The following is a 25736-nucleotide window of genomic DNA, read 5'->3' as shown; positions in this document are numbered from 1 at the left end:
ATTGCGCAGGTCATGCGCTACATTGCAACATACGCAACGCGAAGGAGGCGTAAGTGGCGCAAACGATCAGGCGTGCGATCGATCTGATCCGCTTGACCGCGGAGCATCCACTGAGCCTCGCCGAGGCCGCGGACGTGCTCGGCGTCCACAAGTCCACGGCCCTCCGCATCCTCAAGACGCTGGAGGACGCACGGTTCGTGCGTAAGACGGGAGCGGGGACGTACGTGTTCGGCAGCGGGCTCATCGAGCTGTCGGAACTCGCGCTCGGCTCCATGGACCTACGTCAGTTCGCGTCCCCGCACCTGCGCGCGCTGCAGCGGCAGACGGGCCATACCGTGCACCTGGCACAACTGACCGGCGACGAGATCATCTACGTCGACAAGGTGGACAGCCCCGCGTTCGACGCGGTGAAGCTGCCGTCACGGATCGGCCGCGCCGTCTCGATCTACGCGAGCGCCGTGGGCAAGGCGATCCTCGCCCACCTCTCCCAGGAGGAACGCGATCGCCTGCTCTCGCACGTCACCTTCGAGCGGTACACCAGCACCACCCTCGCCGATCGTGAATCCCTCGATGCCGAGCTCACCCGCGTCGCCGAACGCGGCTGGGCCATCGACGACGGCGAGCACGACTCCTATGCCAGGTGCGTCGCCGTGCCGATCAGGGATTCGCGCGGACAGGTCATCGCGGCCGTCTCCGTGACCGCGATCGAGGTGATCGCGAGTTTGGAGCAGCTGAAGGAGAAGCTTCCGCTCCTGCTGGAGACCTCGGCGCTGATCTCTCAGGAACTCGGGTTCACCTCCCGGCCCGCGCCTGCGCCGGCGAGCTGAGACGCGCGGAGTCCGCGGTCACGTAGGAAGGTCATCCGCTCGGAGCGGGCCGGTCGCGCTCAGGGCGTTGCCTGGTCCGAGGTGCGGACGAACGGCTCCAGCAGACCCCGTGCGGACGCCCAGACGGTCTGCAGGTCGGTGCCGGACTCGATCAGCCGGGACCCGGCGAACACGATGGCGTTGAGGGGATTTCACGGAACCGCCGCCCTAGTCACCGACGCGTCGTCGGCGAGAGACCAACATGGCGTCGGGAAAACGAAATTCGACGTGTCCGCCACGAGAGACGCCGTAGCCCCGGCATTGACTCCTCGTAAAGACATGCCTACCGTGAGTGATTGACGCGGCAAAGATCTCTTGAGGGGTGAAGCTCATGCTCAGGCGAGTCGAATCCGACCGGTGGCAAGAATCACTCGATGTCAACCCCCTGTACAACGGGCTGGTCCCGGAAGGCGGTGTGCCGCGGTTCAAGATGCCGGCCGGCCCGATGAGTCCGACAGCGGCCCAGGCGCTCATCCGCGACGAACTCCTGCTCGACGGCAACGCCCGGCTCAACCTGGCCACCTTCTGCACGACCTGGATGGAGCCCCAGGCCCGCGAACTCATCGCGGAAACCCTCGACCGCAACCTCGTCGACCACGACCAGTACCCGCAGACGGCCGACATCGAGGCGCGCTGCGTCAACATGCTCGATCACCTGTGGGGCGACCCGAACGGCGCCAGCGTCGGCTGCTCCACGGGCGGCTCCAGCGAGGCGGCCATGCTCGGCGCGCTGGCGATGAAGTTCCAATGGCGAGAGCGGCGCAGGGCGGCCGGGCTGCCCACCACCAACCCCAACCTCGTGATGGGCACCGCCGTCCACACCTGCTGGCCGAAGTTCTGCCAGTACTGGGACGTCGAGCCGCGCTGGATACCGATCGAGGAGCCGGCCTTCACCTTGAACCCGGCCCGGCTCGGCGAGTTCTGTGACGACAACACCATCGGCGTCATCGGCGTGCTCGGCTCTACGCAATGCGGCAAGTACGACCCGATCGAGCAGATGTCGGCCGAGCTGGACCGGCTGGAGGCCGAGCGTGGGCTGAGGATACCGCTGCACGTGGACGCGGCCGTGGGCGGCTTCATCACCCCGTTCCTGGAGCCCGACATGGTGTGGGACTTCCGGCTCCCCCGGGTGCAGTCGATCAACACGTCGGGCCACAAGTTCGGCCTGGTCTACCCCGGCGTCGGCTGGATCGTCTGGCAGGAACCGGACGCCCTGCCGCAGGACCTGGTGCTCTCCTGCGACCTGCTCGGCGGCAACATGGACACCTTCACGCTCAACTTCTCCCGCTCCGGCGCCCCGGTCGTCGCGCAGTACTACAACTTCCTGCGGCTCGGCTTCGCGGGCTACCAGGCCGTCCAGCAGACCTGCCGGAACGTGGCGACCTACCTCGGGCAGGAGATCGCGAAACTCCCCGAGCTCTCGCTCATCGCCGACGGCTCCGAACTCCCGGTGCTCGCCGTACGGACCGCCCCCGGCTTCGACGGTTTCACCGTCTTCGACCTGGCCGCCCGGCTGAAGATGCACGGCTGGCAGGCCCCGACGTACTACCTGCCGCCTGACCTGGAGCACATAGCCGTCATCCGCTTCGTCATCCGCAACGGCTTCAGCCAGGACATCGCCGCCAAACTGCTGGCGAACATCCGCACCGAGGTCGAGTATCTGCGCGGCAATCCGGTTCCGCGCCCTCGCCTCGGCGGCGACGAGGCGGCCGCCGAGCAGCCGGGTGTGCCGACGGGCGGGTGACGTCGATGAACGACTTCGCCGCGTCCATCACCTTCGAGCAGCTCGGCAGTGACCCCTATCCGATCTTCGCCAGGCTGCGCCGTGAAGCGCCGGTCGTCCTGCTGCCGAAGCTCGATCTGTGGATGGTCACCCGATGGGATGACGTGCGCCAGGTCCTCAGTGCCTACGAGTCGTTCACCAGCGCCTTCCCTTCGCTGGCCACGCAGATCTTCGGGGAAGGGTCCGTGCTCAGGGTCGAGGGCGACGCCCACGCCGATCTGCGGGCCGCCGTCGACACGCGATTCGCCCACGAACGCGTCGAACAGGTCGCCGCACTCACCCGCGAGGCCGCACGGCCGTACGCCGGCGGGCTCGGTAGCCGGGACGAGCTGATGTCCGGCTACTTCGAACCCGCCGCGAGCGCCGCCCTCGCCCGTTTCCTCGGCCTGCCGGACCTGGACACCGGCACGCTCATCCGCTGGGCCCGCGACCTCAGCGCCGGGATGAGCAACTTCATGGCGGATCCGGGCGTACACGAACGGGCGCTGGCCGCGGCCACCGAGATCCGCCAGACGATCGAGCCCTGCGCCCGGAAGGCCGCGGACCGGCCCGACGGCTCGGTCCTGTCACAGCTGCTCCACAGCGGCTGCCCGTCCGATACCGTCCGATCCGCCGAGAACGTCATGCCCACCTTCATCGAGATCCTCTCGGCGTTCCTGGAACCGGCGGCCGGCGCCGGGCTCACGCTGCTCGCGCTGCTCCAGCACCCCGCGCAGCTGCAGGCCGTACGCGACGACCCGCGCCTGATCCGCGGGGCCGTCCGCGAGACGCTGCGCTGGCTGTCACCGAACGGCGCGCTCACCCGCCGCGCGACCAGAGACGTGCTCCTCGCCGGACAGATCATCCCCGCCGGGGCGACCGTCATGGCGGTCATCGCCTCGGCGGGCCGGGACGAGAGCGTCTTCACCGGCCCGGACACCTTCGACATCAACCGCGACCCCTTCCCCAACCTGGGCCTCGGCTACCACCGCCACGCCTGCCTCGCCGCCCCGGTCGTCGGCGGCATCATCGCGGCCCTGCTGGAGGTGCTGCTCGAACAACACCCCCGCCTCTCCCTGGACCCCGGACGGCCGCACGACCTGCACGGCTGGAAATTCCGCGTGCTGACGAACCTGCATGTCCGCATCGGCGATCGGGTCCCAGCGAGCTGAACGCAGAAGTGGCGGTTCGGGGGCCAGGCGGTAGAAGTCATGGACGTTCGCCCGAAAGCTTCCGCACTTTCCATTCTTCGGCTGCTGTCAAGTGGGGGTGTCCATGTGGGTGATGAGGTTGATGCCGCCGTCGACGTTGATCACCTCGCCGGTGACGAAGGGGGTCTTGGTCAGGGCCAGGATCATGGCTGCGATGTCGGAGGGTTGGCCGAGGCGGCCCAGTGGGGTCATCGCCGCGGTGCGGGACGCCCGTGTGGCGAGGCTGCCCGAGGTCAGGCGGGTTTGGAGGGGGCCGGGGGCGATGGCGTTCACGCGGACGTCCGGGCCGACGGCCTTGGCCAGCAGTCTCGTCAGGTGGCCGAGGGCGGCTTTGCTGACGGCGTAGGGGATCGAGCTGCCGAGGGGGCGTGAGCCGCCCACCGAGGTGATGTTGATGATCTGGCTGCCGGGCTCCATGACTTTCACGGCGGCTACGGAGACCTGCCACGTCCCCACGACGTTGACGCCGAGGATCCGGTGCCAGTCGTCGGCGGTGATCGCCTCCAGGTCGGCGTGCGGGACGGGGCGCGCGACGCCGGCGTTGTTCACCAGCAGGTCGAGCCGGCCGTGCCGCTGCACGGCCGTGTCCACCAGGCGTACGGCGTCGGCGGGATCGGCGACGTCGGCCTGGACGTAGCTCGCTCCCGGCAGCTCGGCCGCGAGCCGCTCACCGGCCTCGACCGAGGTGGCCGAGTTCACCACGACGGTGAAGCCGTCGGCGGCGAGCCCGCGGGCGATGCCTTCGCCGATCCCGGAGCTGGAGCCCGTCACGATGGCGACACGTTGCGTGCTCATCGGGCGGCTCCTTCGGCTGCGGGCGCCTTCACCGCGTTCATCGGGCGGCTCCTTCGGCGACGGGTGCTTTCACCGCGTTCACGATCGTCCGGCTGCCGGCGGCGAGGATCGAGGTGTCGTTGCTGACCACCACGTAGTCGTAGCCTCTGGCCAGGGCGGCCCTGGCCTGGTCGCTCGTGGCGGACGCGGTGCCGATGGGGACGCCTGCCGCGGCGGCGGCCTCCAGCGCGGACGTGACGAGCCGGTCCACCTCGTCGCTGCCCGCCGCGACGCCCATCGACATCGACAGGTCGGCCGTCCCGACCAGCGCGGCACCGACGCCGTCGAGTGCCAGGATCTCCCCCGCGTTCTTCATCGCCGCCTCGCTTTCGAGCTGGACGACGCACAGAACCCGCTCGTCGAGGTAGTCCGCGCGTGGCAGCAGCCCCCAGCGACCCGCTCGGCTGGTGCCGCCGGACCCGCGGTCGCCGCGCGGCGGGAAGCGGGTGGCCCGTACGACCGCCCTGGCCTGCTCCACCGTGTCGACGTGCGGCACGAGCACACCGGCCGCGCCGGCGTCGAGGACCCGCTGGATCACGCTGAGACCGTGGTCGGGCACCCTGACGAGGGGGTCCACCCCGAGGGCACGGGCCATCGCGATGTGGGTCGAGGCGGCGCCCAGGTCGAGTGTCGTGTGCTCGAGGTCGATGACCACGAAGTCGAAGCCCGCGTACGCCATGATCTCTACGCTCTCGGGGCTGGCGAGCTTGATCCAGGTCCCGAGCGTGCCGCCGTTGATTCCGCCGCGCGTCCGTGTCATCGGCTCAGACCTCGCCGGCGGTCTCGTTGGGGGTGGAGGTCCAGAAGACCAGCCACTTGCCGAGCTGGACGACGACCGCGTGCAGCGCGATGCCGACGGCCGACAGCACGACGATCACCGCGAAGGTCCTGGCCACGTCCAGGGTGAAGTTGGTCGCCTGGATCAGGTAGCCCAGACCTTCCGAGCTGCCCACGAACTCCGCGACCACGGCTCCGGTCACGGACAGGATGACGGCGACCTCCAGGCCCGCGAAGATGTGCGGCAGCGCCGAGGGGATCTGCAGGTGCCGCATGACCTGCATGCGGGACGCGCCGAATGACCTGAGCATCTCGACCTGTTCGTAGGCGGCGGACCGGAATCCCAGGATCGCGTTGATGAGGAGGGGGAAGAACGCGATCAGGGCCACGGTCAGCACCTTCGAGCTGATCCCGATGCCGAACCAGACGATCAGCAGCGGCGCCATGGCGACCTTGGGGATGGTCTGGGTCAGGATGAGCAGCGGGAAGAGCACCCGCTCCACCGTCCTGAACTGGGTGATGAGCACGGCGGAGACCAGCGCGGAGCCGACCGCGATGCCGAACCCGATCAGGATCTCCTTCAGGGTGACGAGCGAGTGGGTGACCAGGCTGCCGTCCTGGAAGCCTTCGACCAGGGAGGCGGCGACGGCCGTGGGCGCGGGGACGAGGATGTCGGAGACGTCGAAGAGCTCCACGACGGCCTGCCAGACCACCAGCAGCCCGATGAACACCAGCACGCTGTAGGTGATCTCCGGCATACGGCGGCGCCGGGCGCGGAGCGGGGCGTCCGGGCTCGTGGGCGCCTCCACCGGCGCGGTGTCGCCGTCCGGGACGGCGAGCGCCTCTCGGCCGGCTGCGTGGCGCTTGGTGTTGGTGGACATCAGTGCTCCTAGTGGGCGCTGTGCTCGGAGTCGAGCAGCTTGCGGATCTTCAGGACGATCTCTCCGAACTCGGGCGTGTTGATGTTCTCGAGCCGCCGTGGCCGGGGGAGCGCGACCTCGACGACGTCCGCCAACCGGCCGGGCCGCGGTGTCATGACCACGACGCGGTCGGCGAGGAGCACCGCCTCGGGGATGCTGTGCGTCACGAACAGCACGGTCTTGCGGTCCTGGTCCCAGATCTTCAGCAGGTCCAGTCCCATCTGGTCGCGGGTCATCGCGTCGAGGGCGCCGAACGGCTCGTCCATGAGCAGGATGCGCGGGTCGTGCATGAGGGCGCGGCCGATCCCGACCCGCTGCTGCATCCCGCCGGACAGCTCGTTGGGGTACCGGTCGCCGAACTCCTCCAGGCCGAGCATCACCAGCAGCTCGTCGGCCTTCGCGTGGGTGCCGGCGTCCCGGCGCTGGTGCAGGTCAGGCGAGGTCAGCAGGTTCTTCCGCACGGTACGCCAGGGCAGCAGCAGCGGCTGCTGGAAGACCATCCCGAGCTGGTTGCGGTGGGTGTCGTCCGACGGCCCGAAGGTGACCTGTCCCGAGGTCTGGCGGGACAGCCCCATGATGATCCGCAGCAGCGTGCTCTTGCCGCAGCCGCTGGGGCCGACGATCGAGATGAACTCACCGGCTCGGACACTGAGGGAGACGTCGTCGAGAGCCTGGACGGTCCCGCCGGACTTCGTCGGGTAGAGCATGGACACCGAGTCCAGGCGGATCACGTGGTCGGTGTCGGTACTGGTCGGCATGTCTGTCATTCCTCACCTGGTTCGAGCGCAGGCTGGCCGCGCCTCGGTCGTCGTGCCGGCAGCGATCAGCCGGCCCCCTCGGGCCACGTGCCGCCCATCTCCTTGGTCAGTCGCTTGCAGACGGCCTTCAACGCCGTGGCCTCCCGGGAGTCCAGTGCCGCCGGCAGCATCCGCTCGGTGCCGACAGCCGCGATCGTGGCGCAGATCCCGGTCGCCGCGAACACCGGCGCCGCGACGACGCAGATGCCGCGGTGGTTGACGTGGCTGCTCATGCCGGCCTGCCGGATCTCCTCGATGCGCCGGCGCGTCTCGGTGCGCTGGGGCTCGGGGAGGCTGCCGGTGAGCCGGTCGGCGTTGAACTGGTCGGGGAGGAAGGCCAGGAAGACCTTGGCCTGCGAGGAGTCAAGCGCGAGCTGCGAGCCCACCCGCACCGTCACGAGGGTGGGGTGCTCGGCCTCCTCCACCAGCGAGACCACCGGTCCTGAGGTGCCCCACAGCGACAGCACGGTGCTGACCTTGATCTCGCGGACGAGCTCGCGCATGTGGGCCGGTGCCATCTGCATGATGCGCTGCCGGCCCAGCGCGAAGCTGCCGAGCTGCAGGATCGACCGTCCTGGACGGACGAGTGCGGAGTCCTCCACGCGCTCCAGCAGGCCGCAGCCGATCATCGAGCTGAAGTAGCGGTGCACCGTGGTCCGGTTGAGGCCGAGCCGGCGGGTGGCCTCCGCGACCGAGAGCTCCGGTGTCTCAGGACCGAACAGTCCGAGGATCTGCGCGGTCCGGCTCACCGCCTGGATGTCCTGCTCGCGAGCAGTCACCTGTCTGTCGTCCTGGCGCTCCGTCATAGGCCCCCACCCCGTTGCGTTGATGTCCGTAGAGAGTTCTCGTAGTTCGCAGTACGGACAGAGGTTATGCACGCCTTCGGGATTGCTGCAAGGTTTTCCAGGTGTTTCGGATAAGTGTTTCGGTACGCACCCTATTGACAGACCGGATAGCGAACTTTCAGTCTGTGATGCGAACGATGATGTGAACTTCCGCCGACACCCGGAGACTTCATGACTGACTCCCCCGCCATCATCAAGCTGCTCGACGGCTGCGTTGACCTGCACTGTCATTCCGGCCCGAACCCGTTCCCCCGACGGATCGACCACGCCGAGGCCGGTAAGGACGGCGAGCGGCTCGGCATGCGCGGCGTGCTGGTGAAGTCCCACCACCACAACACGGTCATGGACCTGCTCGCGATGAGCGACCGGCTGGCGAAGATCAAGACCCCGGTCTTCGGCGGCATCACCCTGAACAGCATGATCGGCGGCATCAACCCCCAGGCGGTGGCCATGTGCCTGCGCATGGGGGGCAAGGCCGTGTGGTTTCCGACGTTCTCGGCCGGCCGGCACATCGAGTGCCATCCGGAGGGCGTCGGCTTCCCCACGGCCAGCGTCGAGGTGCCGTCGTCCAGGGTCGACGTCCACCAGGAGAACGGCGAGCTCATCCCCGAGGTCTACGAGGTGCTCGACCTGGTCAAGGAGACCGGTGCGATGGTGACCGGCGGGCACATGGAGACCGAGTCGATCACCCAGCTGTTCGCCGCGGCCAAGGACAAGGGCGTCACCAGGATGCTGCTCAACCATCCCGACTACGTCATCGGCGCGGACGAGGCGAAGTGCCGTGAGCTGGTCGGCTACGGAGCGTTCGTCGAGCACGAGACCGGCTTCTACGACCCCGAGGGCACCAAGAAGTGGGACCCGAGGCTCCTCCTGGACTGGATCGAGAAGATCGGCCCCGAGCACACCGTGATGGCCTCCGACCTCGGCCAGAAGGACCGGCCGCTGCCGGTGGACTCCTACATCCGCGTCGCGACCGCGCTGCTGGACCTCGGCCTGGACGAGAGGTCGCTGCGGCAGATCTTCTGCGACAACCCGGCCTTCCTGCTCGGCCTGGACGACTGAGCGACCACACCCCCCTACGACAGATGAGGACAGACGATGACCACCTTGGCCACCCCACCCGACGTGGAGTTCTCAGACCTCGGTACGGGCGATCCCGACGAGACGACCCCTGCCGGGTCGTCGACGTGGTACTTCCGCGGGCACAACTTCGTCCTCGCCTACACGACGCTGGTCGCCGGCGACGTGCTGGAGCGGGATGACCAGCCGGACGAGTACGTCGTGATCCTCCCGTACGAGGAGTGCGGCGTCGTCATCCGTGCGTCGCGGGAGTCCGAGTCGGTCTCGGGCAAGGCCGTGGTGATGGTCCCGCCGGGCAGCAGCGCGATCGTCGGCGTCGACGACTGCACCGTCGTACGGCTGTTCAGCTCCCGCTCCACCGACCTGATGGACAAGGCGCGCAACCGGGACGCGTACGCCGATCCGCACCCCAACACCAAGCCGTTCGAGCCGTGGCCCGACCCGCCGGAGGGCTACCGCATCCGCGCCTACCGGCTGGCCGACCTGCAGGTGACGCAGGACGCCATCCGCCCGGGCCAGATCGTGCGGTGCAGCACCTTCATGATCAACTTCCTGGCGCCCAGGATCGGCCCGCGCGATCCTGACACCCTCTCGCCGCACGACCACGACGACTTCGAGCAGTGCTCGCTCGCCGTGGAAGGTGAGTACGTCCACCACCTGCGGACCCCGTGGTCCAGGCGGCGCAGCGAGTGGCGCGAGGACCGGCACCTGAAGTGCGGCAGCCCTTCCGTGGCCGTGATCCCGCCGCCCATGATCCACACCAGCGAGGCCGTCGGCCCGGGGACCAACCAGTTGATCGACATCTTCTGCCCGCCGCGTCTGGACTTCTCCCTGACGCCGGGCCGCGTGCTCAACGAAGACACCTACCCCCTCCCCAACCAGTAAGAGGCAGGTTCCATCGTGAAGACCGGACGAGCGGTGAAAGTCGTCAGTGGTGCGGTCGCCGTCTTGTGCGCGGTCGTAACGCTGAGCGCGTGCGGTTCCGACAGCGGATCCGGGGGCTCGGCCGAGTCCGGCGAACTGACGCCGGTGACGTTCGCGATGGCGTCCCCGAGCTGGAACGCCGGCTACGCGGTCATGGCCGTCGTCGAGGCCGAGGGCTTCTACGAGCAGGAGGGTCTGAAGGTCACGACCAACCTGTTCCCGTCGGCCACCCAGGCGGCGCAGCAGGTCGCCGGCGGCGGGGCCGACCTCGGCCTCATGACGGTCGAGCCCGTGGCCATCGGCCACGACAAGGACCTGGACCTGGCCTACTTCAGCTCCTACTGGGCGAAGTGGATCTACAGCCTCCAGGTGCCGGACGGTTCGGCCGTGCGGAGCATCGCCGACCTGAAGGGCAAGAAGATCGGCGTCTCGGCGGTCGCGAGCTCCGGCGCGACGTTCGCCCGTACCGCGATGGAGCTCAACGGGCTGGGCCAGAACGGCGCCACGCTGGTGCCGATCGGCGCCGGCGCCCAGCAGATCAACGCCATCAAGAGCGGCCAGGTCGACGCGCTGGCGCTCTGGGACATCCAGTACCAGATCGTCAGGAACGCCGGTGTCACGCTGACGCCGCTGCCCGTCAAGGAGACGGCGGACGCGTGGGGCGGCGGCTTCGCGACGACCCGCAAGAACCTGGAGGCCAAGAAGGACGTCCTCGAACGGTTCGGCCGTGCGGTGGCCAAGGCGTTCGTCTTCGCCAAGGCCAACCCCGAGGCCGCGATCCGCGACCTGTGGAAGCTCCATCCGGAGACCCGCGGGTCGGACCCGGAGGAGAAGGCGCTGGCCGACGGGGTCAAGGTCCTCCAGGTACGCCTGGACGGGCAGGGCTTCGACGACAAGACGCTGGGCCGGATCGACGAGGCCGCGTTCACCCGTTCGCTCGACTTCATGGCCTCGGCCGGGCTGATCAAGAAGTTCCCGGCGAAGGAGATCTACACCGACGCGATGTTCAAGGCGTTCAACGAGTTCTCCCACGACGAGGTCGCCGAGCAAGCAGAGAGCGCCGGCTGAATGCGGCTGGGGGTCGCGCTCGACCTGAGCTCCCAGGAGCCGGTCCGCCCGCAGGTGGATCGCGCGGTCACGCTGCTCGCCCGCGCGGAGCGGCACGGTTTCGACTCCGCGTGGGTGGGTGAGAGCTATCACGCGGCCGCTCAGCCGTTCCACCTTCCGTCCGTCCTGATGGTCCTGGGGCATCTGGCCGGGCGGACGTCCCTGGCGCTGGGGTCGGCGGTGCTGCTCCTGCGCGCGTACAGTCCGGAGAAGCTGGCGTACGAGGCCGCGCTGCTCGACCAGCTGTGCGGCGGGAAGCTCACCCTCGGCCTCGGGCTCGGCGGCCCGGAGGTCGCCCACCGGGCCGGGCTGCCCGCCTCAGGCCCGGCCGGCGCGGCCTTCGACGCCACGCTGAAGCTGCTGCGCGACGCCTGGTCCGGCGACGCGCCGGCGGCGGTCCCGCCGCCGGTGCGGCGCGGCGGGCCGCGGATCCTGGTGGGCGGCAAGGTGGCCGCCGCTGCCCGTCGTGCCGCGACGCTCGCCGACGGCTTCTACGGCGCGACGAACTACTGCGACGACCTGCTGTTCCAGCAGGCGGCCGCCTACTGGTCGGGGCGCGGCGGGGCGGCGGGAACGGTCGCCACCACCAGGTTCTGCGTCGTCCACGAGGACGCCGCCACCGCCCGCGAACTCGCCGCGCGCCACCTGAAGGCCGCGACCGGCTACTACACCGAACGGGGCCTGTGGACGGGTGCGAACGGCCCCGCCGAGCCTGAGCTTCCCATGGTGGGCACGCCCGACGAGATCGACGCGACGATCGACCGGTACGTACGGGCGGGAGTCACGTCCGTCCAGCTGCGGGTCGCCCCGCTCGGCACGCCGCCGGAGGTCGCCCGCCACACGCTCGACCTCGTCGGGCGGCACGTCCTCCCCCACTGGCACGACACGATCACGAGCTCCGATGGGAAAGACCGACGATGACGAGACGGCTCAAGAGCCTGACCGGCCTGTTCGCAGGAATCCTCATGGTGACCACGCTGGGCGCATGCGGTGGGGAGGGGGGCGACCCGGCGGGCGGCGCCGGCCTCGACAAAGTCACGTTCGCCCTGAGCGCGCCCAGCTGGAACGCCGGCTACACCACCCTGGTGGTGCCCGAGGCCGAGGGCTACTTCGCGGACGAGGGGCTCGACGTCGAGGTCCAGCTGTTCCCCTCCGGCACGCAGTCGGCGCAGCAGCTGGCCGCCGGGGGCGCCGACGTCGCGCTGATGACCGGTGAGCCGGTCGCCATCGGTCACGCCAAGAACCTGGACCTGGCCTACTTCGCGTCGTACTACCCGCACTGGATCTACAGCCTGCAGCTGCCCCAGGGCTCGGATGTGCGCAGCGTCGCGGACCTGAAGGGCAGGAAGATCGGCGTGACCGCGGTGGCCAGCTCGGGCGGGACGTTCGCCCGTACCGCGATGGAACTCAACGGGATGGGCGAGAACGCCGCCGGCCTGGTGCCGATCGGCGCGGGCGCCCAGCAGATCAACGCCATCAAGAGCGGCCAGGTCGACGCGCTGGCCCTCTGGGACACCCAGTACGCGATCGTCGAGGACTCCGGGATCCGGCTCACCCCGTTGCCGGTCCCCCAGACCGCCGGCATCTGGGGCGGCGGGTTCGCGGCGACGCGGAAGACGATCGCCGAGCGGAAGGACGTATTGGAGCGGTTCGGCCGCGCCATCGCGAAGGGCTTCGCCTTCGCCCAGGCCAACCCCGAGGCCGCGATCCGCGACCTGTGGAAGCTTCACCCGGAGACCCGGGGCGGCGGACCGGAGAAGGACGCGATGGCGTCCCAGGTCAAGATCCTCCAGGTCCGGCTGGCCGACCAGGGGGTCGAGGACGGCGAGTGGGGCCGGATCGACGCGAAGGCGGCGACCGGGATGGTGGAGTTCATGGCGTCCGCCGGGCTCGTGGACAAGGCGTTCCCTGCCACGGAGATCTACACGACCGACCTGCTCGCCGCCATCAACGACTTCTCCTACGACGACATCCGCAAGCAGGCGAAGGACGCCTCCTGAGAGGGGGCAGGAAGTGGAGACGCTCCGATGAGCAGCTCATTCGTGTACGCGTCGGTCAGGACCCCGTTCGGCCGGTTCAACGGAGCCCTGGCCGACACGAGAACCGACGATCTGGCCGCGACCGCGCTGAAGGGACTGCTCGACCGCTCGCCGGGCCTGGATCCCGGCCTGGTCGGCGACGTGTTCTGGGGTAACGCCAACGGCGCGGGCGAGGACAACCGCAACGTCGGCCGGATGGCCGTGCTGCTGGCCGGCATGCCCGTCTCGGTGACCGCCACCACGGTGAACCGGCTCTGCGGCTCGTCGCTGGACGCCGCCATGATGGCCTCCCGCATGATCGAGGCCGGCGACGCGGAGATCGCGATCGCCGGCGGCGTGGAGTCGATGACGCGGGCGCCGTGGGTCCTGCCGAAGCCGTCGCGCCGGTTCCCGGCGGGCGACGTCACCGCCGTCTCCACGACGCTGGGCTGGCGGCTGGTGAACGAGCGGATGCCCGCCGAGTGGACGGTCTCGCTGGGCGAGTGCAACGAGCAGCTGCGGGAGAAGTTCTCGATCTCGCGCGAGCGGCAGGACGAGTTCGGCGCCCGCTCGCACCGCCTGGCGGCGCAGGCTTGGGCGAAGGGCTTCTACGACGACCTCGTGGTGCCCGTCCCCGGCGCCGACCTGACCCAGGACGAGAGCATCCGTCCCGGCACCTCGCTGGAGGCGCTGGCCAAGCTGAAGCCGGCGTTCCGGTCCGACGGGACGATCACCGCCGGCAACGCCTCACCGCTGAACGACGGCGCGAGCGCGGTCCTGCTGGGCTCGGCGAGCGCCGCCGCGGCCATCGGCCGTGACCCGGTCGCGCGGATCGCCGGTCGCGGCTGGTCGGCGCTGGAGCCACAGCAGTTCGGCTACGCCCCGGTCGAGGCCGCCGGCGACGCGCTCAAGCGGGCGGGCATCGCCTGGGAGGACGTCGGCGCCGTCGAGCTGAACGAGGCGTTCGCCGTCCAGTCGATCGCCTGCGTCGACGCCTGGCTCAAGCTCGGGCTGCGGGACGCCGAGCTCGTCAACGCCAAGGGCGGGGCGATCGCCATCGGGCACCCGCTGGGCGCCTCGGGCGGGCGCATCCTCGGGACGCTCGCGGCGCGGCTCGTGGAGTCCGGCGAACGATGGGGCGTGGCGGCCATCTGCATCGGCGTGGGCCAGGGCCTCGCGGTCGTGCTGGAGAACGTCGCATGACGCTGCTCTGCGCCTCCGCCGACGAGGCGGTCGGCGGCATCGCCGACGGCTCGACGGTACTGGTCGGCGGCTTCGGCACGGCCGGCCTGCCGTTCGAGCTGATCGACGCGCTGATCCGGCAGGGAGCGCGGGACCTCACCGTCGTGTCGAACAACGCGGGCAACGGCGACACCGGGCTCGCGGCGCTGCTCGCGGCCGGGCGGGTGCGCAAGATCCTGTGCTCGTTCCCCCGGCAGACGGACTCCTGGGTCTTCGACGAGCTGTACCGCGGCGGGAAGATCGAGCTGGAGGTCGTGCCGCAGGGAAACCTGGCCGAGCGCATGCGCGCCGCCGGAGCCGGGATCGGCGGGTTCTACACCCGCACCGGGGTCGGGACCCTCCTCGCGGAGGGCAAGGAGACCCGCGAGATCGACGGCCGTACGTACGTCCTGGAGCTGCCCATCGCCGCCGACGTCGCGCTCATCAGCGCCCACACCGCGGACACCCTCGGGAACCTCGTCTACCGCAAGACGGCGCGCAACTTCGCGCCCGTCATGGCCACTGCCGCGACGACCACCATCGTGCAGGTGAAGCACGTCGTCGAGCCGGGCGCGCTGGACCCCGAGGTCGTGGTCACCCCGGGCATCTACGTCGACCGGATCGTACGGGTGGCGTCATGACCGCTCAGCACATCGACCGCGGCCCCCTCGGGCGGGACGAGATGGCCCGGGTGCTCGCCCGCGACATCCCCTGCGGGGCCTACGTCAACCTCGGCATCGGCCAGCCCACGACCGTCGGCGACCACCTCCCCCCGGAGTCGGGGGTCATCCTGCACACCGAGAACGGCATGCTCGGCATGGGCCCGGCGGCGACCGGCGACGCGATCGACCCCGACCTGATCAACGCCGGCAAGTTCCCGGTGACCGAGCTGCCCGGCGCCTCGTACTTCCACCACGCCGACTCGTTCGCCATGATGCGCGGCGGCCACCTCGACCTGTGCGTCCTCGGCGCGTACCAGGTCTCGGCGGCAGGCGACCTCGCCAACTGGCACACCGGCGATCCCGGCGCGATCCCGGCGGTCGGCGGGGCGATGGACCTCGCCGTGGGCGCCAAGCAGGTCTACGTGCTGATGACGCTGTTCACCAGGGCCGGCGAGCCGAAGCTCGTCAAGGAGTGCACGTATCCGCTCACCGCGCTGCGGTGCGTGGACCGGATCTACACCGACGTCGCCACGTTCGAGATCACCGGGGACGAGGTCCTCGTCCGGGAGACGTGGGGGATCTCGTTCCACGAGCTCCGCTCGCGCCTCGACGTCCCGCTCACCGCGGCGACACCATGAGGAGGTTGGAGAGTGTCCACTAGGCACCAGTTCTACATCGGGGGCGCGTGGGTCGATCCCGCTGAGCCGCGGACCCTGGGCGTCCTCGACCCCGCCACCGAGGAGACGTTCGCCGAGATCAGCCTCGGGACGGCCGAGGACGTCGACCGCGCCGTGGCGGCGGCACGCGCGGCCTTCGCCACGTACGCGCAGGTCGGCGTGGAGCAGCGACTGGAGTACCTCCAGCGGATCGTCTCCGGCTTCCGTGCCCGGCTGCCCGAGATCGCCCGGACGATGACGCGCGAGATGGGGGCGCCGATCACGTTCTCGACGCAGCGCCAGGCCACGGTGGCGCTGTTCCACTTCGAGGAGGCGGCCCGCGTGCTCGCGGACTACCGCTTCGAGGAGGAGATGGGCGCCGGGATCGTACGGCGTGAGCCGATCGGCGTCTGCGGTCTCATCACGCCGTGGAACTGGCCGCTCAACCAGGTCGCGTCGAAGGTGGCCCCCGCCCTCGCCACCGGCTGCACCGTGGTGCTCAAGCCGAGCGAGATCGCGCCGCTCAGCGCCATGGTGCTCGCCGAGGTCATCCACGACGCAGGGCTGCCGCCCGGCGTGTTCAACCTCGTCAACGGGGACGGTCCCACGGTCGGTGAGGCCATCGCGGCGCACCCCGGCGTCGACATGGTCTCGCTCACCGGCTCGACCGGCGCCGGCATCAGGGTCTCCAAGCTCGCGGCCGACACGGTGAAGCGCGTCGCGCTCGAACTCGGCGGCAAGTCGGCCAACATCATCCTGCCCGACGCCGACCTGGAATCCGCGGTCGTCGCCGGGGTGCACGCGTGCTACACCAACGGCGGCCAGAACTGCCAGTCGCCCACGCGGATGCTCGTGCACCGCTCGCAGCGCGACCAGGCGTACGCCGCCGCGCGGCGGGCGGTCGAGGAGGTCCGTCTCGGGGACCCGTCCGACCCCGCCACCACGATGGGGCCCGTGGTGAGCCGGGCTCAGCTGGACAAGGTCACCGGGCTCGTGCAGTCGGGGATCGACGAGGGCGCGACGCTCGTGGCCGGCGGCCCTGGGCGTCCCGATGGGCTCGACAAGGGGTTCTACGTCCGCCCGACCGTGTTCGGCGACGTCACGCCGCAGATGCGGATCGCGCGCGAGGAGATCTTCGGGCCCGTGCTGTCGATCCTGCTGTACGACACCGAGGACGAGGCCGTCGAGATCGCGAACGACACGCCGTACGGGCTGGCGGGCTTCGTCCAGTCGAAGGACCCCGACCGCGCCCGCAGGGTCGCCGACCGCATCCGCGCCGGCCGCGTCTACCTCAACGGCGCCCCGTTCGACCGCAGCCTGCCGTTCGGCGGCTACAAGCAGTCCGGGAACGGACGCGAGTTCGGGCGGTTCGGCTTCGAGGAGTACCTCGAGGTGAAGGCCGTACTCGGTTACGAGAGGACGTCATCGTGAGTCCTGACCGTTTGGCCGCCCTCCTGGACCGCGAGGAACTCTTCGACCTGGTGCGGCGGGAACGCTTCGCCCGCGACCAGCGGCTCTTCGACGTGATGCGCGACTGCTTCCACGACGACGCCTACGTCAGGACCACCTGGTACGACGGACGCGGCGGCGACGCCTACGTCGAGGCGACGAAGACGTGGATGGCGCGGACCGGCAACAGCAAGCACTGGGTCTTCCCCGCCTACGCGCGGGTCGAGGGCGACCGGGCGACCGTCGAGAGCCCCGCCAAGATCTTCAACCGGACCACGGTGGAGGGGGTGGAGGTGGACTTCCACGCCTACTGCCGGTTCTTCTCCCGTGCCGTCCGGGTGGACGGGCGGTGGAAGCTGCTGAGCTTCGAGGTCCTGCTGGAACGCGACGAACTGCGGCCCGTCCACGCGGGCGAGCCGCTCCCGGTCGACGCTGCCGCACTTTCTGGGCTCCGGCCGTCCTACCGGTTCCTCGCCTGGATCCAGTCGACCCGCGGCGTGACAGTCAGCCAGGACCTGCTCGGCGACGACCGCCCGGCCGAACTCGACGCATTCCACAAGGGCGAGACCGCCTGGCTCCACGGCGCCGGTTAACGATCATCGCCGGTTCTGGAGCGAAGAAAGAAGAAGAAGCTCACGCCCAAGGAGAAGATGCCCGTCAGGCCGAACCAGAAGGCGTGTTCGAGGTCCCACCGGATGAGCAATGAGATCAGCATGAGCACGTCGGCGTAGACGACCAGCAGGGCGACGATGATGAGTCCGAGGATGAGGAGCCGGCTGAGTCTCTTCACTGGTCCTGTCATGCTCCGATCATGGCGGAGCCGGGTGTCAGCCTTATGACACCATTCATCCGTGCACCGTACTGACCGGCTCTCCGCGATCCGCGCAGACGTCCGCCGTGCCGGTCCAGGGGGCCGCGTCTCCGGCTACCGCGATCGTCGTGGTGCGGCGCGCGTTCATGGCCGCGTTTCGCCGACGTACCGGACCTCGCCATGAGCGCCCGCCACTGGCTCGGCCGGATGGCGGAGGGCTGGAAGAGCGCGAGGAGCCGGCACGGCTGGCTGGATCACACGGCGCGCGCCCTGATCCGCTACGACCAGGTCGACGCCGGCCGGCTGTCGGCCGCTCTCACCTACTACGCCTTCTTCGCCACCTTCGCCCTGGGTCTGCTGGGGTTCGCCATCCTCGGCCGGGTCCTGCACTCGCCGGCGGCGCTGGCCGAGGTGCAGCTCTACCTGAGCGACACCTTCCCGCGCCTGGACGTCCAGGCGCTGCGCGACGCCGGTGACACGGCCGGGCTCGTGGCCTGCGTGGCCCTCCCCCTGACGGGCCTGTTCTGGATGGACACGCTCCGCTCGGCGACCAGGGCGATCTGGCGGCTGGAGGAGTATCCGGGCCGCTTCTTCCTGCGTCAGCTCATCGACCTGGGCATCGTGGCGGGGCTCGGGCTCCTGCTCGCGCTGTCGCTCGCCGTCGCCTTCTCCGCCGAATGGCTGCTGACCTGGGTCGCGGGCCACACCGTGGGCGTGCAGGCCGCCCCTGTCCAGTGGATGCTGCCGGTGGCGGCGTTCGTGCTGGGCGTCGGGGTCAACACCGTGCTGGCCGTCGCGCTGCTGACCGCGCCGCCACGGCTGCACCTGTCGCCGCGGCGGGTGGTCGGGCCTGCGCTGGTCATCACGATCGGCCTGGAGATCCTCAAGACGCTCGGCCAGGCCGTGCTCAACCTCACGGCCGCCAATCCCGCGTACCAGGTCGTCACGGGAGCGGTCGCGATGCTGCTCTTCCTCAAGGTGCTCAACCAGCTCATCCTCTTCGCCACCGCCCTGGTCGCCACCAGCACCACAGGAGAGGTCAAGGACCTGGCCAACGGCCGTCGTTCTTGAGCGGGGTGCGGGCGGCAGGCAGGACGACCTGGCCGGTGACGAACTCGCTCCACAGGCCGAAGGTCAGCCGGTCGCCCGGCTTGGCGGTGGTTTCGGCGAAGCCGACCGTGCGGCCTCGGTGCCGGCGCGTCGCGCCGAAGGAGAGCTGGAAGCGGATCGTGCCCGCGCGGTCCTTCGGGGGCACGGACGTGGGTGGCAGGATCTCGTCCAGGGCCCACCGGTAGTCCTCGCGGTACGGGTCCGCGACCCGCTCCAAGGTCTGCTCCAGGACCGCCCCGGAGCCGGTCAGCACCACCAGCACCCCTGGCGACCGCCCCACCCGCGTGTTGAAGGCCAGCACCTCCTGCGACTGCCCGTCCGCGGACGTCCCGAGCCCGCCGCCGATCCGCGACCCCGCCGGGCACGCCTGCGCGCCCTGCTCCTCGATCACGGTACGCGTACACGTGGGAAAGGCTTCAGGGTTGAAGCTCACCGACCGGTCGAACAGGAACACGAACCGCCGCGCCCCGGCAGGAACCTCCCCCGTCTCGGCCCGGCTGCTCCGGTCGAAGGCGATCGTCACGCTGCGGCCGGCGCCGCGGGTCGCGGTCACCGACAACGAGTCGATGTTCTTCGTACCCTCGACGTCGGGCTCGTACGGACGCTGCGGCCCGCCGGGGGCTGGATCGGGCGGGGCGGGATCGGGCGGGGCGGGGCTCGCGACCGCCGGCGGGGTGAGCACGGACAGGCAGGTGACCACGGTCGCCGCGGTCAGAACGGTCTTCAGCTTCACGACGCTCCCAGAAGTGGATCAACGAGGTCCGGATCACCACGTAACCAACGCCCCCCGAAAAACCACGTAAAGGCCAGCCGTCGAAGTCGATCAAGTGGGTGATGTGCTGACCCGTCAGAGCGTGCAGCGGGCCCCTTCGGCCGGCGCCTTGAGGTCGATCAGGTAGTCGGCCACGGCCCGGCCGACGCAGGCGTTCGTGGTCAGGATCGCGCCGTGCTGCTCCCCCTCGACGGTGAGCAGGCTGCCGCCGAGCGCCTCGGCCAGCTTGACGCCGCCCGCGTGCGGCGTGATGGGGTCACCGGTGACGGAGACCGTCAGCGTGCGGGGCAGGCCCTTGACGTCCGTGGCGTACGGGTAGCCGAGCGTCGGCTTGACCGGCCACTGCTCGCAGCCGTCCCGCACCTCCTTGTACGGACGGGCCGGGTCGGTGAACGGCGCCGCCTCGAACCACGCCCGGTTCAGCGCGGTCTCCTGCCGCGGGGTGTGGCGCTCCTCGTCCAGGCAGTTGATCGCGAGGGCGGCTTCGAGCGCGTCCGGGTAGTGGCCGCCGGCGGTGCGCCCGTGGTAGCCGTCGCGCAGCTGCATCAGGGTGTCGCCCTTGCCGGACCTCAGCTCGGCGATGCCCTTGATGGCGGCGGGCCAGCCGGCCTCGGTGTAGAGCGCGGCGGTCACTCCCTCCACCGCCTGCCCGAACGTCAGCTCGCGCCCGTCCGACGTCCGGGCCGGCTTGTCGATCAGCGGCCTGGCCAGCTTCTGGAACGCCCGTGTCGCCCGCCCGGGATCGGTGCCGAGCGGGCAGGCCCGCTTCTTCGCGCAGGAGGCGGCCAGGCGTTCGAACGCGGCCTGCATCCCGGCCGCCTGCTGGACGCGGCGCTCGTGCGTACCGGCGTAAGGGTCCATCGCCCCGTCGAGCACCAGCGCGCGCACCTTCCCCGGGAACATCTCCGCGTACACCGCGCCGAGGCGGGTGCCGTAGCTGGTGCCGGCGTACGACAGCTTGGCGTCGCCCAGGGCCTGGCGCAGGATGTCCATGTCGCGGGCGACGTCGCGGGTGCCGACGTGCGCGAGCACCTCCTTGCCACCCGAGCGGCTCGCGCACCGCTGGGCGAGGCGGCGGGTCTCCTGACGTGTCCAGTCGTCCAGGCCGGCGGGGATCGAGGAGAGCTTGGCGTCGCGGTCACGTTCCGCGTCGGTGTAGCAGTCGAGGGCCGGCGTGGAGGCGCCGACGCCGCGGGGGTCGAAGCCGACCAGGTCGAAGCGTTCGGTGATCGGTGACGTGCCCCAGACGGCGGCGGTCAGGGCCGCGTGGCCGGTGCCGGGGAAGCCGGGACCGCCCGGGTTGAGCACGAGCGAACCGATCGGGTTCCTGCCGTGTGCGGGCACCCGGAGCAGCGCGATCTCCGCCTGCTCGCCCTGAGGCTTCCGGTAGTCGAGCGGCACCTTGAGGCGCGCACACTCGGCCTTGACGGCCGGCACGCCCGGCGGCAGCTCCGGGTCGCAGGGCGTGAACGACGGCTTCTGCTCGTAGAAGCGGTCGATGTCCGCCGTGGCGGTCTGTCCTGCGCAGGCGCTGAGCAGCAGCGTCAGCGCTCCCACGACGGCGGACGATCTTGTACGGAACGGCATGTGTTCTCTCCACGTGATGGGTGATCGCGTGGAGAACAGCCAAAACTACGACGTCGCGTCCTGGTCAAGCCGGCCAGCTCGCCACCCTCCGGCCGAACAGCTCGTTCACCCGCTGCTGCTGCTCGTTGAGCGTGTGTTCGCCGTACGACGACAGCGCCTCGGAGACGTCGGCGCCGAACGCGATGTCCGGCCAGTTCTCCAGCAGCGGCCGGTAGTGCGCCGCCATGTCGTCGGCCAGCCGCTCCAAGTCCTCCTGCGGGGTGCCGGGACCGACTTCGGCGAAGCGCTGGAGCAGCTCGGCGGTGGCCGGAGTGAAGATGGCGTTGCGGGCCAGGGCGTCGGCGAACGCGGACGTCCCGTGCTCGCCGAGCAGATGGGAGAGCAGGACGACCTGCTCGCGCTCGTTCCGCGCCAGATCGGGGGCGACGCCGGCGACGGCGCTGATGGCGGGCCCGAACGCGGCCATCTCGGGCGGCAGGTCGGGCATGGCGCCCTCGCTGCGCAGCCGGGCGATGGACTCGCGCCTGCGGGTGAGCCGCTCGATCTCGGCGGCGGTCCGCCGGTCCAGCTCGGCGAGCATGGTCTCGGCGGCCTCGGGGTCGTCCAGCACGGCGGGCAGCGCGGCCAGCGGCAGGCCCAGCTCGGTCAGCCGGGTGATCCGCAGCAGCCGGACCAGATGGCGTACGTCGTAGTCGCGGTAACCGTTGACCGAGCGCTCCGGCTCGTCGAGCAGCCCGATCGCGAGGTAGTGGCGCAGGGTGCGGATGGTGACGCCGGCGAGCGCGGCCAGTTCGCTGCTACGCACCCGTCTGCTCCCTCCGTCGCGGAATCGCCATGCTACGAGACGGACGGCCGGTGGCCCCAGGTCGCCCAGCGCCAGAGCCATTCGAGGGGGCCCTGACGGTGGCGGCGCAGCCAGAGGGCGGAGAACAGCCACTGGGCCGCCAGGATGACGCCCGCCGTCCAGTACGCCGCCGCCAAGGACTCGCCGATCGGCAGGCCGAGGACGCGGGCGGCCGCCAGGACGAGGAGGGTGGCGCCCAGGTAGTGGGTCAGCGCCGTCCGGCCCAGCGGCGCGAGCACGAACCGCAGCACCGGACGCAGCGGCGTTCTGAGCAGGGCCAGCAGGCCGCACACGTACACGCCGACGAGCAGCAGGTCGGCGAGGCTGGACATCGAGGTCAGGTACGTCGTGGCACCGACGGCCCGCATGCCGTCCCGCACCCACAGAGCGGCGGCCAGGCCCATGGCGAAGGCCAGGCCCACCAGGATCGGCCCTCGGGTGGACCGCTCGATCCTCTCGATCACCTTGTACCGGACCAGTGCCGAGCCCAGCAGGAACAGCCCGGCGATCAGCAGCGGCCCGCCCCCGCTGAGGACGAGCGCCCCCGCGATCAGCACGGCGGCGAGGCCCGCCGTGGCCCGGCGGGGCAGCCAGGTCGAGGGCAGCAGCACCAGCATGCCGACGACGGCGTAGTCGGCCAGGATCTCGCCCGGCCACAGCAGCATGTGCAGGAGGCCGATCACGAGCAGCGCCGCGAGCCGGCGCAGCAGCACCACCCGGGGACGGGCGACGCGGCCCGCGGCGGAGTCCAGGAGCAGCGCGAACCCGATGCCGAACAGCAGGGAGAAGATCGGCAGCCCGAGCCACGGGTCCCAGTCGCCCATGGGCTGCACCGCGACAGCGGAGCCACCGGTGGCCATGAGCTGGACGTTGGCGAGCAGGATCTCGCACAACGCGAACCCGCGGAGCACGTCGAGCGCGACGATACGGGGCCGTCCTGAGGCGGGCGCGTGGTGCGGGGAACCTTGAGGAGGCGAGGCACTGGGCAGGTCTTCGCGTGACATGGATCCTCATGCTGCCGGGCCGCCCGGTGCCGGGCACCGGCCGAAAGCAGGGTCGATGACCCTGCTTTCGGCCACATCAGGGCGCTCAGCGGGGAGGGTCGGGTGCCAGGGTGCCGTCGGGGGCGATGTGGTCGAAGATCTGACCGACCGGGGTGATCACGTGCGGGTCCTCCACCGCGTCCGGCACAGCCCGGGCGGCAAGGTGCGCACCGTCATCCCGCTCTCCCGACCGGCCCAGTGAACGGAGGCGTCAACTCGGCGGTCGATGGCCGGCGGCGAGGTGATCCTGGAGTTCGGCGTGGCGGAACTGGTAGATGGGGCCGACCGCGCGCAGGAGGCCGAGGCGGTGGCAGTCGTCCAGGAACGGCATCAGCCGGCGCGGCAGGTGACCGGCCCAGGCCAATTTGCCGCTCGCGACCAGGTACGCCCACCAGGCCCGGTGCCGGCCGGCGATCCCGAACGTCAGCGCGCTCGCGAGCGCGTACGCGAGGGATTGCGTGAACCACACCAGAGCGGCCATCCAGGGGTCGAGCCGCTCTCCACCCGAGGCCGGACCCAAGCTGATGAGCAAAGGCCACAGCCCGCCCGCGAACACGCTGATGGAAACGCGGAGCAGGTTGAGCACGCGGTTGGCCCGCCAGCTGTCGATGGGGGTGACGATGGGGCTGGACGGGGGCGGCGTGTCCGCCCACTGTGGGATTTCGACCGCAAGCCAGATCATGAGCGCGGTGGCGATCCCGAACCAGGCGAAGATCCCCGCAACGTCAATCGGCATCCCGTCCATGAGTGACCCGATGAGCCAGAGCGAGAGCCCTCCCATAAGCCCGAACGCGAAGTAGCGCAGGAATCGGCCGACCAAGGTCGCAAGGCGGCGGCGGATGCGCAGATCGGCGTAGCCGGGCCCGTCCTCAGCCCAGAACCCTGCGTTCCGGCCGAGATAGCCGCCGACCATCGCCCCAACCGCGAGCCCCAGCAGGGCGAGCGGAAACTCGCTCAGGTATTGCTCCTTCTCGGTCAGGTACGCATCCTCCGCCCAGTCCACCAACCCGAACGCCAGCCCCAACATGAGCCCGGCCGCAAGGGTTGCGGCGGCAGCGAGGGCGAGCCGGGTGGTGAGCGTCATGGTGCCGGTCGTGGCGGCGAGGCGCCACCAAGCGAAGTCGCGGCGGCCGTCGTCCCCGTCTCCGGAGTGGTGGGTGAGGTGGTGAGCCAGGTAGCTCAGCCACTGCCGTACTTTGTCGGGGTCCTGAAGGGGACGGTGTGGTTCGACGGTCTCCCGGGCTTTGAGCAGGTTGGGGATGAGGGCGTCGAACAGGTGGGCTCGCAGTGTGCCGCTGGTCGGGAAGCGGTCGGTGTCGACGAGGTCGGCGGGATCGGTTTCTGGGGGGATGTACACGGCGTGGATGAGCCATAAGCCCAGCGCGGTCTCCGTCACCCGGCTCAGGCTCGGGCTGGAGCCGTCGCGTAGCGCGGACCAGATGGGGGTCCAGTCGTGGCGAGGCACTCGCGGCAGGCAATCGCGCAGATGGTTCTCGGCGACTTCGGCGGTGATTGTGGCGGGGGCGATGACCGCGGCGGCCCGCAGCACCTCCCCCGCCTGGTCCACGGCCGCGGCGAACTCGGTGGTGCGGCTGGTGAGGATGTACTGGTCGCCGCTGGCCAGCCACCGGTTCAGCGTGGAGATCACCGCCACTCGCGCCGGTTTCGGCATTTCGTCCAGACCGTCCAGGACAGGTAGGACGTGACCGTGCATCGCCAGCGCCCTGGCGGCGTCGTTTCCGTACGCCGGAGCGTTCAGCTCGGGGTAGTCGGTGGCAAGACGGGTGGCGACCCAGTCCTGCAGCCGTGGGTGCTTGCTGGTGTCCCAACCGTAGACCGGCATCAGCATCGGCACGGGATCGGCCGGATCCCGGTCGGCGGCGACCAGCTCCAGAAGGAGCTGCATGGCCAGGGTGGTCTTGCCGGTGCCGGGGCCGCCGGTGATGACCAGGCGGCGGCGGTGCAGGCGGCGGAAAGCGCGCGCCAGCTCGGAGGCCTTGCTGCTGGAGCCGCTGAAGGTCAGCAGATGATCGCCGACCAGATGCGGATGGTCCATCAGACCCGAGTCGCCGACCAAATGCCAGAAGATGGGGATGGGCCCTGGATTGTCGAGGAAGCGGATGGTCGCCTCGGTGCTCCATTGTTCGAACACCCGAGTGGCCAGCAGCTTCTTGGCGGCCGCGAGACCCTCTTCCGCGTTCGCCGGAGCCGGTCGGGCGCGGCGCTCCGCGTACTGACCGTAGATCGTGAGCGCCAAGGCGACCAGACTGATGAACGCGCTGATCACGCTGGCCGACTGGTCGGCCTCCGCCGGTTCCCTTCGGGAGAGATAGAGGGCCATTCCGCCTGCCACGGCGATGAACAGGGCGATGCCCATCCACTTCACAAGGCGTCCCGGCATAGCGCCATCGTCGCTCATGTCACGATCGCTCGCAGGACC

25 protein-coding genes are annotated in these 25736 nt (G+C 70.2%); 14 read left to right on the top strand and 11 right to left on the bottom strand.

What is annotated here, in order from left to right; genetic code table 11:
- Nucleotides 1-53 precede the first annotated feature (53 nt).
- The 3 genes from AB0K18_RS28915 (at nt 54) to AB0K18_RS28905 (ending at nt 3800) form a co-directional block, all read left to right on the top strand.
- Entirely contained in the window at nt 54-827 is a 774-nt protein-coding gene (locus tag AB0K18_RS28915; protein ID WP_364920194.1) for an IclR family transcriptional regulator, read from the top strand.
- A 370-nt stretch (nt 828-1197) separates the two neighbouring features.
- A complete protein-coding gene (locus AB0K18_RS28910; RefSeq protein ID WP_364920191.1) occupies nt 1198-2610 on the top strand; it encodes a glutamate decarboxylase in 1413 nt (470 codons plus the stop codon).
- A gap of 5 nt (nt 2611-2615) precedes the next feature.
- A complete protein-coding gene (locus tag AB0K18_RS28905; RefSeq protein WP_364920188.1) occupies nt 2616-3800 on the top strand; it encodes a cytochrome P450 in 1185 nt (394 codons plus the stop codon).
- Nucleotides 3801-3887: 87 nt separating this feature from the next.
- Here AB0K18_RS28905 and AB0K18_RS28900 read toward each other — a convergent pair whose 3' ends face one another.
- The 5 genes from AB0K18_RS28900 to AB0K18_RS28880 form a co-directional block, all read right to left on the bottom strand.
- Nucleotides 3888-4634, bottom strand: coding sequence for an SDR family oxidoreductase (locus AB0K18_RS28900; RefSeq protein WP_364920186.1), 747 nt, complete (start codon nt 4632-4634; stop codon nt 3888-3890).
- 37 nt (nt 4635-4671) lie between these two features.
- On the bottom strand, nt 4672-5433 hold the full coding sequence (locus tag AB0K18_RS28895; RefSeq protein ID WP_364920183.1) for an aldolase/citrate lyase family protein: 762 nt from the start codon (nt 5431-5433) through the stop codon (nt 4672-4674).
- Between the two features lie 4 nt (nt 5434-5437).
- Nucleotides 5438-6331, bottom strand: a complete 894-nt coding sequence (locus tag AB0K18_RS28890; RefSeq protein ID WP_364920180.1) for an ABC transporter permease — start codon at nt 6329-6331, stop codon at nt 5438-5440.
- 8 nt (nt 6332-6339) lie between these two features.
- Nucleotides 6340-7128 (bottom strand): ABC transporter ATP-binding protein, encoded by a 789-nt coding sequence (locus tag AB0K18_RS28885; protein WP_345391688.1) that lies wholly within the window; start codon nt 7126-7128, stop codon nt 6340-6342.
- A 65-nt stretch (nt 7129-7193) separates the two neighbouring features.
- Nucleotides 7194-7973, bottom strand: a complete 780-nt coding sequence (locus AB0K18_RS28880) for a helix-turn-helix domain-containing protein (protein WP_364920177.1) — start codon at nt 7971-7973, stop codon at nt 7194-7196.
- A 210-nt stretch (nt 7974-8183) separates the two neighbouring features.
- Between AB0K18_RS28880 and AB0K18_RS28875 the strand changes: the two genes are divergently transcribed.
- From AB0K18_RS28875 to AB0K18_RS28830, 10 genes are read left to right on the top strand one after another with little or no spacing between them, the layout of a single operon-like run.
- Nucleotides 8184-9074, top strand: coding sequence for a DUF6282 family protein (locus AB0K18_RS28875; protein WP_364920175.1), 891 nt, complete (start codon nt 8184-8186; stop codon nt 9072-9074).
- A 36-nt stretch (nt 9075-9110) separates the two neighbouring features.
- Nucleotides 9111-9977, top strand: a complete 867-nt coding sequence (locus tag AB0K18_RS28870; RefSeq protein WP_364920172.1) for a hypothetical protein — start codon at nt 9111-9113, stop codon at nt 9975-9977.
- A 15-nt stretch (nt 9978-9992) separates the two neighbouring features.
- Complete coding sequence (locus tag AB0K18_RS28865) at nt 9993-11084, top strand: ABC transporter substrate-binding protein (protein WP_364920169.1); 1092 nt, start codon at nt 9993-9995, stop codon at nt 11082-11084.
- Nucleotides 11085-12044 (top strand): LLM class flavin-dependent oxidoreductase, encoded by a 960-nt coding sequence (locus AB0K18_RS28860; protein ID WP_364920166.1) that lies wholly within the window; start codon nt 11085-11087, stop codon nt 12042-12044.
- A complete protein-coding gene (locus tag AB0K18_RS28855; protein ID WP_364920163.1) occupies nt 12041-13123 on the top strand; it encodes an ABC transporter substrate-binding protein in 1083 nt (360 codons plus the stop codon). The genes AB0K18_RS28860 and AB0K18_RS28855 overlap by 4 nt, the downstream gene beginning before the upstream one ends.
- A gap of 27 nt (nt 13124-13150) precedes the next feature.
- Nucleotides 13151-14344: a thiolase family protein gene (locus AB0K18_RS28850; protein WP_364920160.1), complete on the top strand. Its 1194-nt coding sequence runs from the start codon at nt 13151-13153 to the stop codon at nt 14342-14344.
- Nucleotides 14341-15003, top strand: a complete 663-nt coding sequence (locus AB0K18_RS28845; protein WP_364920158.1) for a 3-oxoacid CoA-transferase subunit A — start codon at nt 14341-14343, stop codon at nt 15001-15003. The genes AB0K18_RS28850 and AB0K18_RS28845 overlap by 4 nt, the downstream gene beginning before the upstream one ends.
- Entirely contained in the window at nt 15000-15662 is a 663-nt protein-coding gene (locus AB0K18_RS28840) for a 3-oxoacid CoA-transferase subunit B (RefSeq protein ID WP_364920156.1), read from the top strand. Before AB0K18_RS28845 ends, AB0K18_RS28840 begins: the two co-directional genes overlap by 4 nt.
- Before the next feature lie 12 nt (nt 15663-15674).
- The gene (locus AB0K18_RS28835) at nt 15675-17111 is read left to right on the top strand and encodes an aldehyde dehydrogenase family protein (protein WP_364920154.1); all 1437 of its coding nucleotides are present in this window, start codon (nt 15675-15677) and stop codon (nt 17109-17111) included.
- Nucleotides 17108-17722 (top strand): nuclear transport factor 2 family protein, encoded by a 615-nt coding sequence (locus AB0K18_RS28830; protein WP_364920152.1) that lies wholly within the window; start codon nt 17108-17110, stop codon nt 17720-17722. The genes AB0K18_RS28835 and AB0K18_RS28830 overlap by 4 nt, the downstream gene beginning before the upstream one ends.
- Here the strand turns inward: AB0K18_RS28830 and AB0K18_RS28825 are convergent.
- Nucleotides 17719-17931 carry a hypothetical protein gene (locus tag AB0K18_RS28825; RefSeq protein WP_364920151.1) on the bottom strand — a complete coding sequence of 71 codons (213 nt, stop codon included), beginning with the start codon at nt 17929-17931 and terminating at the stop codon, nt 17719-17721. The two genes, AB0K18_RS28830 and AB0K18_RS28825, sit on opposite strands and share 4 nt — an antisense overlap.
- Nucleotides 17932-18120: 189 nt before the next feature.
- On the opposite strand from AB0K18_RS28825, the gene AB0K18_RS28820 reads away from it, so the two are divergent.
- Nucleotides 18121-19011 (top strand): YihY/virulence factor BrkB family protein, encoded by an 891-nt coding sequence (locus AB0K18_RS28820; protein WP_364920148.1) that lies wholly within the window; start codon nt 18121-18123, stop codon nt 19009-19011.
- Here AB0K18_RS28820 and AB0K18_RS28815 read toward each other — a convergent pair.
- The 5 genes from AB0K18_RS28815 to AB0K18_RS28795 all read right to left on the bottom strand — a co-directional run bounded on the left by AB0K18_RS28815 (nt 18980) and on the right by AB0K18_RS28795 (nt 25715).
- Nucleotides 18980-19783, bottom strand: a complete 804-nt coding sequence (locus AB0K18_RS28815; protein ID WP_364920145.1) for a hypothetical protein — start codon at nt 19781-19783, stop codon at nt 18980-18982. The genes AB0K18_RS28820 and AB0K18_RS28815 overlap by 32 nt on opposite strands.
- A gap of 114 nt (nt 19784-19897) precedes the next feature.
- The gene (locus AB0K18_RS28810) at nt 19898-21409 is read right to left on the bottom strand and encodes an alpha/beta hydrolase (protein ID WP_364920143.1); all 1512 of its coding nucleotides are present in this window, start codon (nt 21407-21409) and stop codon (nt 19898-19900) included.
- 64 nt (nt 21410-21473) lie between these two features.
- Nucleotides 21474-22214, bottom strand: coding sequence for a MerR family transcriptional regulator (locus AB0K18_RS28805; RefSeq protein ID WP_364920141.1), 741 nt, complete (start codon nt 22212-22214; stop codon nt 21474-21476).
- Between the two features lie 32 nt (nt 22215-22246).
- The gene (locus AB0K18_RS28800; RefSeq protein ID WP_364920138.1) at nt 22247-23257 is read right to left on the bottom strand and encodes a DUF418 domain-containing protein; all 1011 of its coding nucleotides are present in this window, start codon (nt 23255-23257) and stop codon (nt 22247-22249) included.
- Between the two features lie 250 nt (nt 23258-23507).
- The gene (locus tag AB0K18_RS28795; RefSeq protein WP_364920135.1) at nt 23508-25715 is read right to left on the bottom strand and encodes an NACHT domain-containing protein; all 2208 of its coding nucleotides are present in this window, start codon (nt 25713-25715) and stop codon (nt 23508-23510) included.
- Nucleotides 25716-25736: the final 21 nt, after the last annotated feature.

The sequence above is a fragment of the Nonomuraea sp. NPDC049421 genome (assembly GCF_040677005.1).
GTDB lineage: Bacteria > Actinomycetota > Actinomycetes > Streptosporangiales > Streptosporangiaceae > Nonomuraea > Nonomuraea salmonea.
Note: the sequence above shows the minus strand (reverse complement) of the source record. Positions and strands in the feature narration are given on the sequence as shown.

What these genes read in the sequence shown, in the direction of transcription:
- AB0K18_RS28910 (WP_364920191.1), top strand. Translation starts at nt 1,198, where the DNA reads ATGCTCAGGCGAGTCGAATCCGACCGGTGGCAAGAATCACTCGATGTC.
- AB0K18_RS28905 (WP_364920188.1), top strand. Translation starts at nt 2,616, where the DNA reads ATGAACGACTTCGCCGCGTCCATCACCTTCGAGCAGCTCGGCAGTGAC.
- AB0K18_RS28900 (WP_364920186.1), bottom strand. Translation starts at nt 4,634, where the DNA reads ATGAGCACGCAACGTGTCGCCATCGTGACGGGCTCCAGCTCCGGGATC.
- AB0K18_RS28895 (WP_364920183.1), bottom strand. Translation starts at nt 5,433, where the DNA reads ATGACACGGACGCGCGGCGGAATCAACGGCGGCACGCTCGGGACCTGG.
- AB0K18_RS28890 (WP_364920180.1), bottom strand. Translation starts at nt 6,331, where the DNA reads ATGTCCACCAACACCAAGCGCCACGCAGCCGGCCGAGAGGCGCTCGCC.
- AB0K18_RS28885 (WP_345391688.1), bottom strand. Translation starts at nt 7,128, where the DNA reads ATGCCGACCAGTACCGACACCGACCACGTGATCCGCCTGGACTCGGTG.
- AB0K18_RS28880 (WP_364920177.1), bottom strand. Translation starts at nt 7,973, where the DNA reads ATGACGGAGCGCCAGGACGACAGACAGGTGACTGCTCGCGAGCAGGAC.
- AB0K18_RS28875 (WP_364920175.1), top strand. Translation starts at nt 8,184, where the DNA reads ATGACTGACTCCCCCGCCATCATCAAGCTGCTCGACGGCTGCGTTGAC.
- AB0K18_RS28870 (WP_364920172.1), top strand. Translation starts at nt 9,111, where the DNA reads ATGACCACCTTGGCCACCCCACCCGACGTGGAGTTCTCAGACCTCGGT.
- AB0K18_RS28860 (WP_364920166.1), top strand. Translation starts at nt 11,085, where the DNA reads ATGCGGCTGGGGGTCGCGCTCGACCTGAGCTCCCAGGAGCCGGTCCGC.
- AB0K18_RS28855 (WP_364920163.1), top strand. Translation starts at nt 12,041, where the DNA reads ATGACGAGACGGCTCAAGAGCCTGACCGGCCTGTTCGCAGGAATCCTC.
- AB0K18_RS28850 (WP_364920160.1), top strand. Translation starts at nt 13,151, where the DNA reads ATGAGCAGCTCATTCGTGTACGCGTCGGTCAGGACCCCGTTCGGCCGG.
- AB0K18_RS28845 (WP_364920158.1), top strand. Translation starts at nt 14,341, where the DNA reads ATGACGCTGCTCTGCGCCTCCGCCGACGAGGCGGTCGGCGGCATCGCC.
- AB0K18_RS28840 (WP_364920156.1), top strand. Translation starts at nt 15,000, where the DNA reads ATGACCGCTCAGCACATCGACCGCGGCCCCCTCGGGCGGGACGAGATG.
- AB0K18_RS28825 (WP_364920151.1), bottom strand. Translation starts at nt 17,931, where the DNA reads ATGACAGGACCAGTGAAGAGACTCAGCCGGCTCCTCATCCTCGGACTC.
- AB0K18_RS28820 (WP_364920148.1), top strand. Translation starts at nt 18,121, where the DNA reads ATGAGCGCCCGCCACTGGCTCGGCCGGATGGCGGAGGGCTGGAAGAGC.
- AB0K18_RS28810 (WP_364920143.1), bottom strand. Translation starts at nt 21,409, where the DNA reads ATGCCGTTCCGTACAAGATCGTCCGCCGTCGTGGGAGCGCTGACGCTG.
- AB0K18_RS28800 (WP_364920138.1), bottom strand. Translation starts at nt 23,257, where the DNA reads ATGTCACGCGAAGACCTGCCCAGTGCCTCGCCTCCTCAAGGTTCCCCG.
- AB0K18_RS28795 (WP_364920135.1), bottom strand. Translation starts at nt 25,715, where the DNA reads ATGAGCGACGATGGCGCTATGCCGGGACGCCTTGTGAAGTGGATGGGC.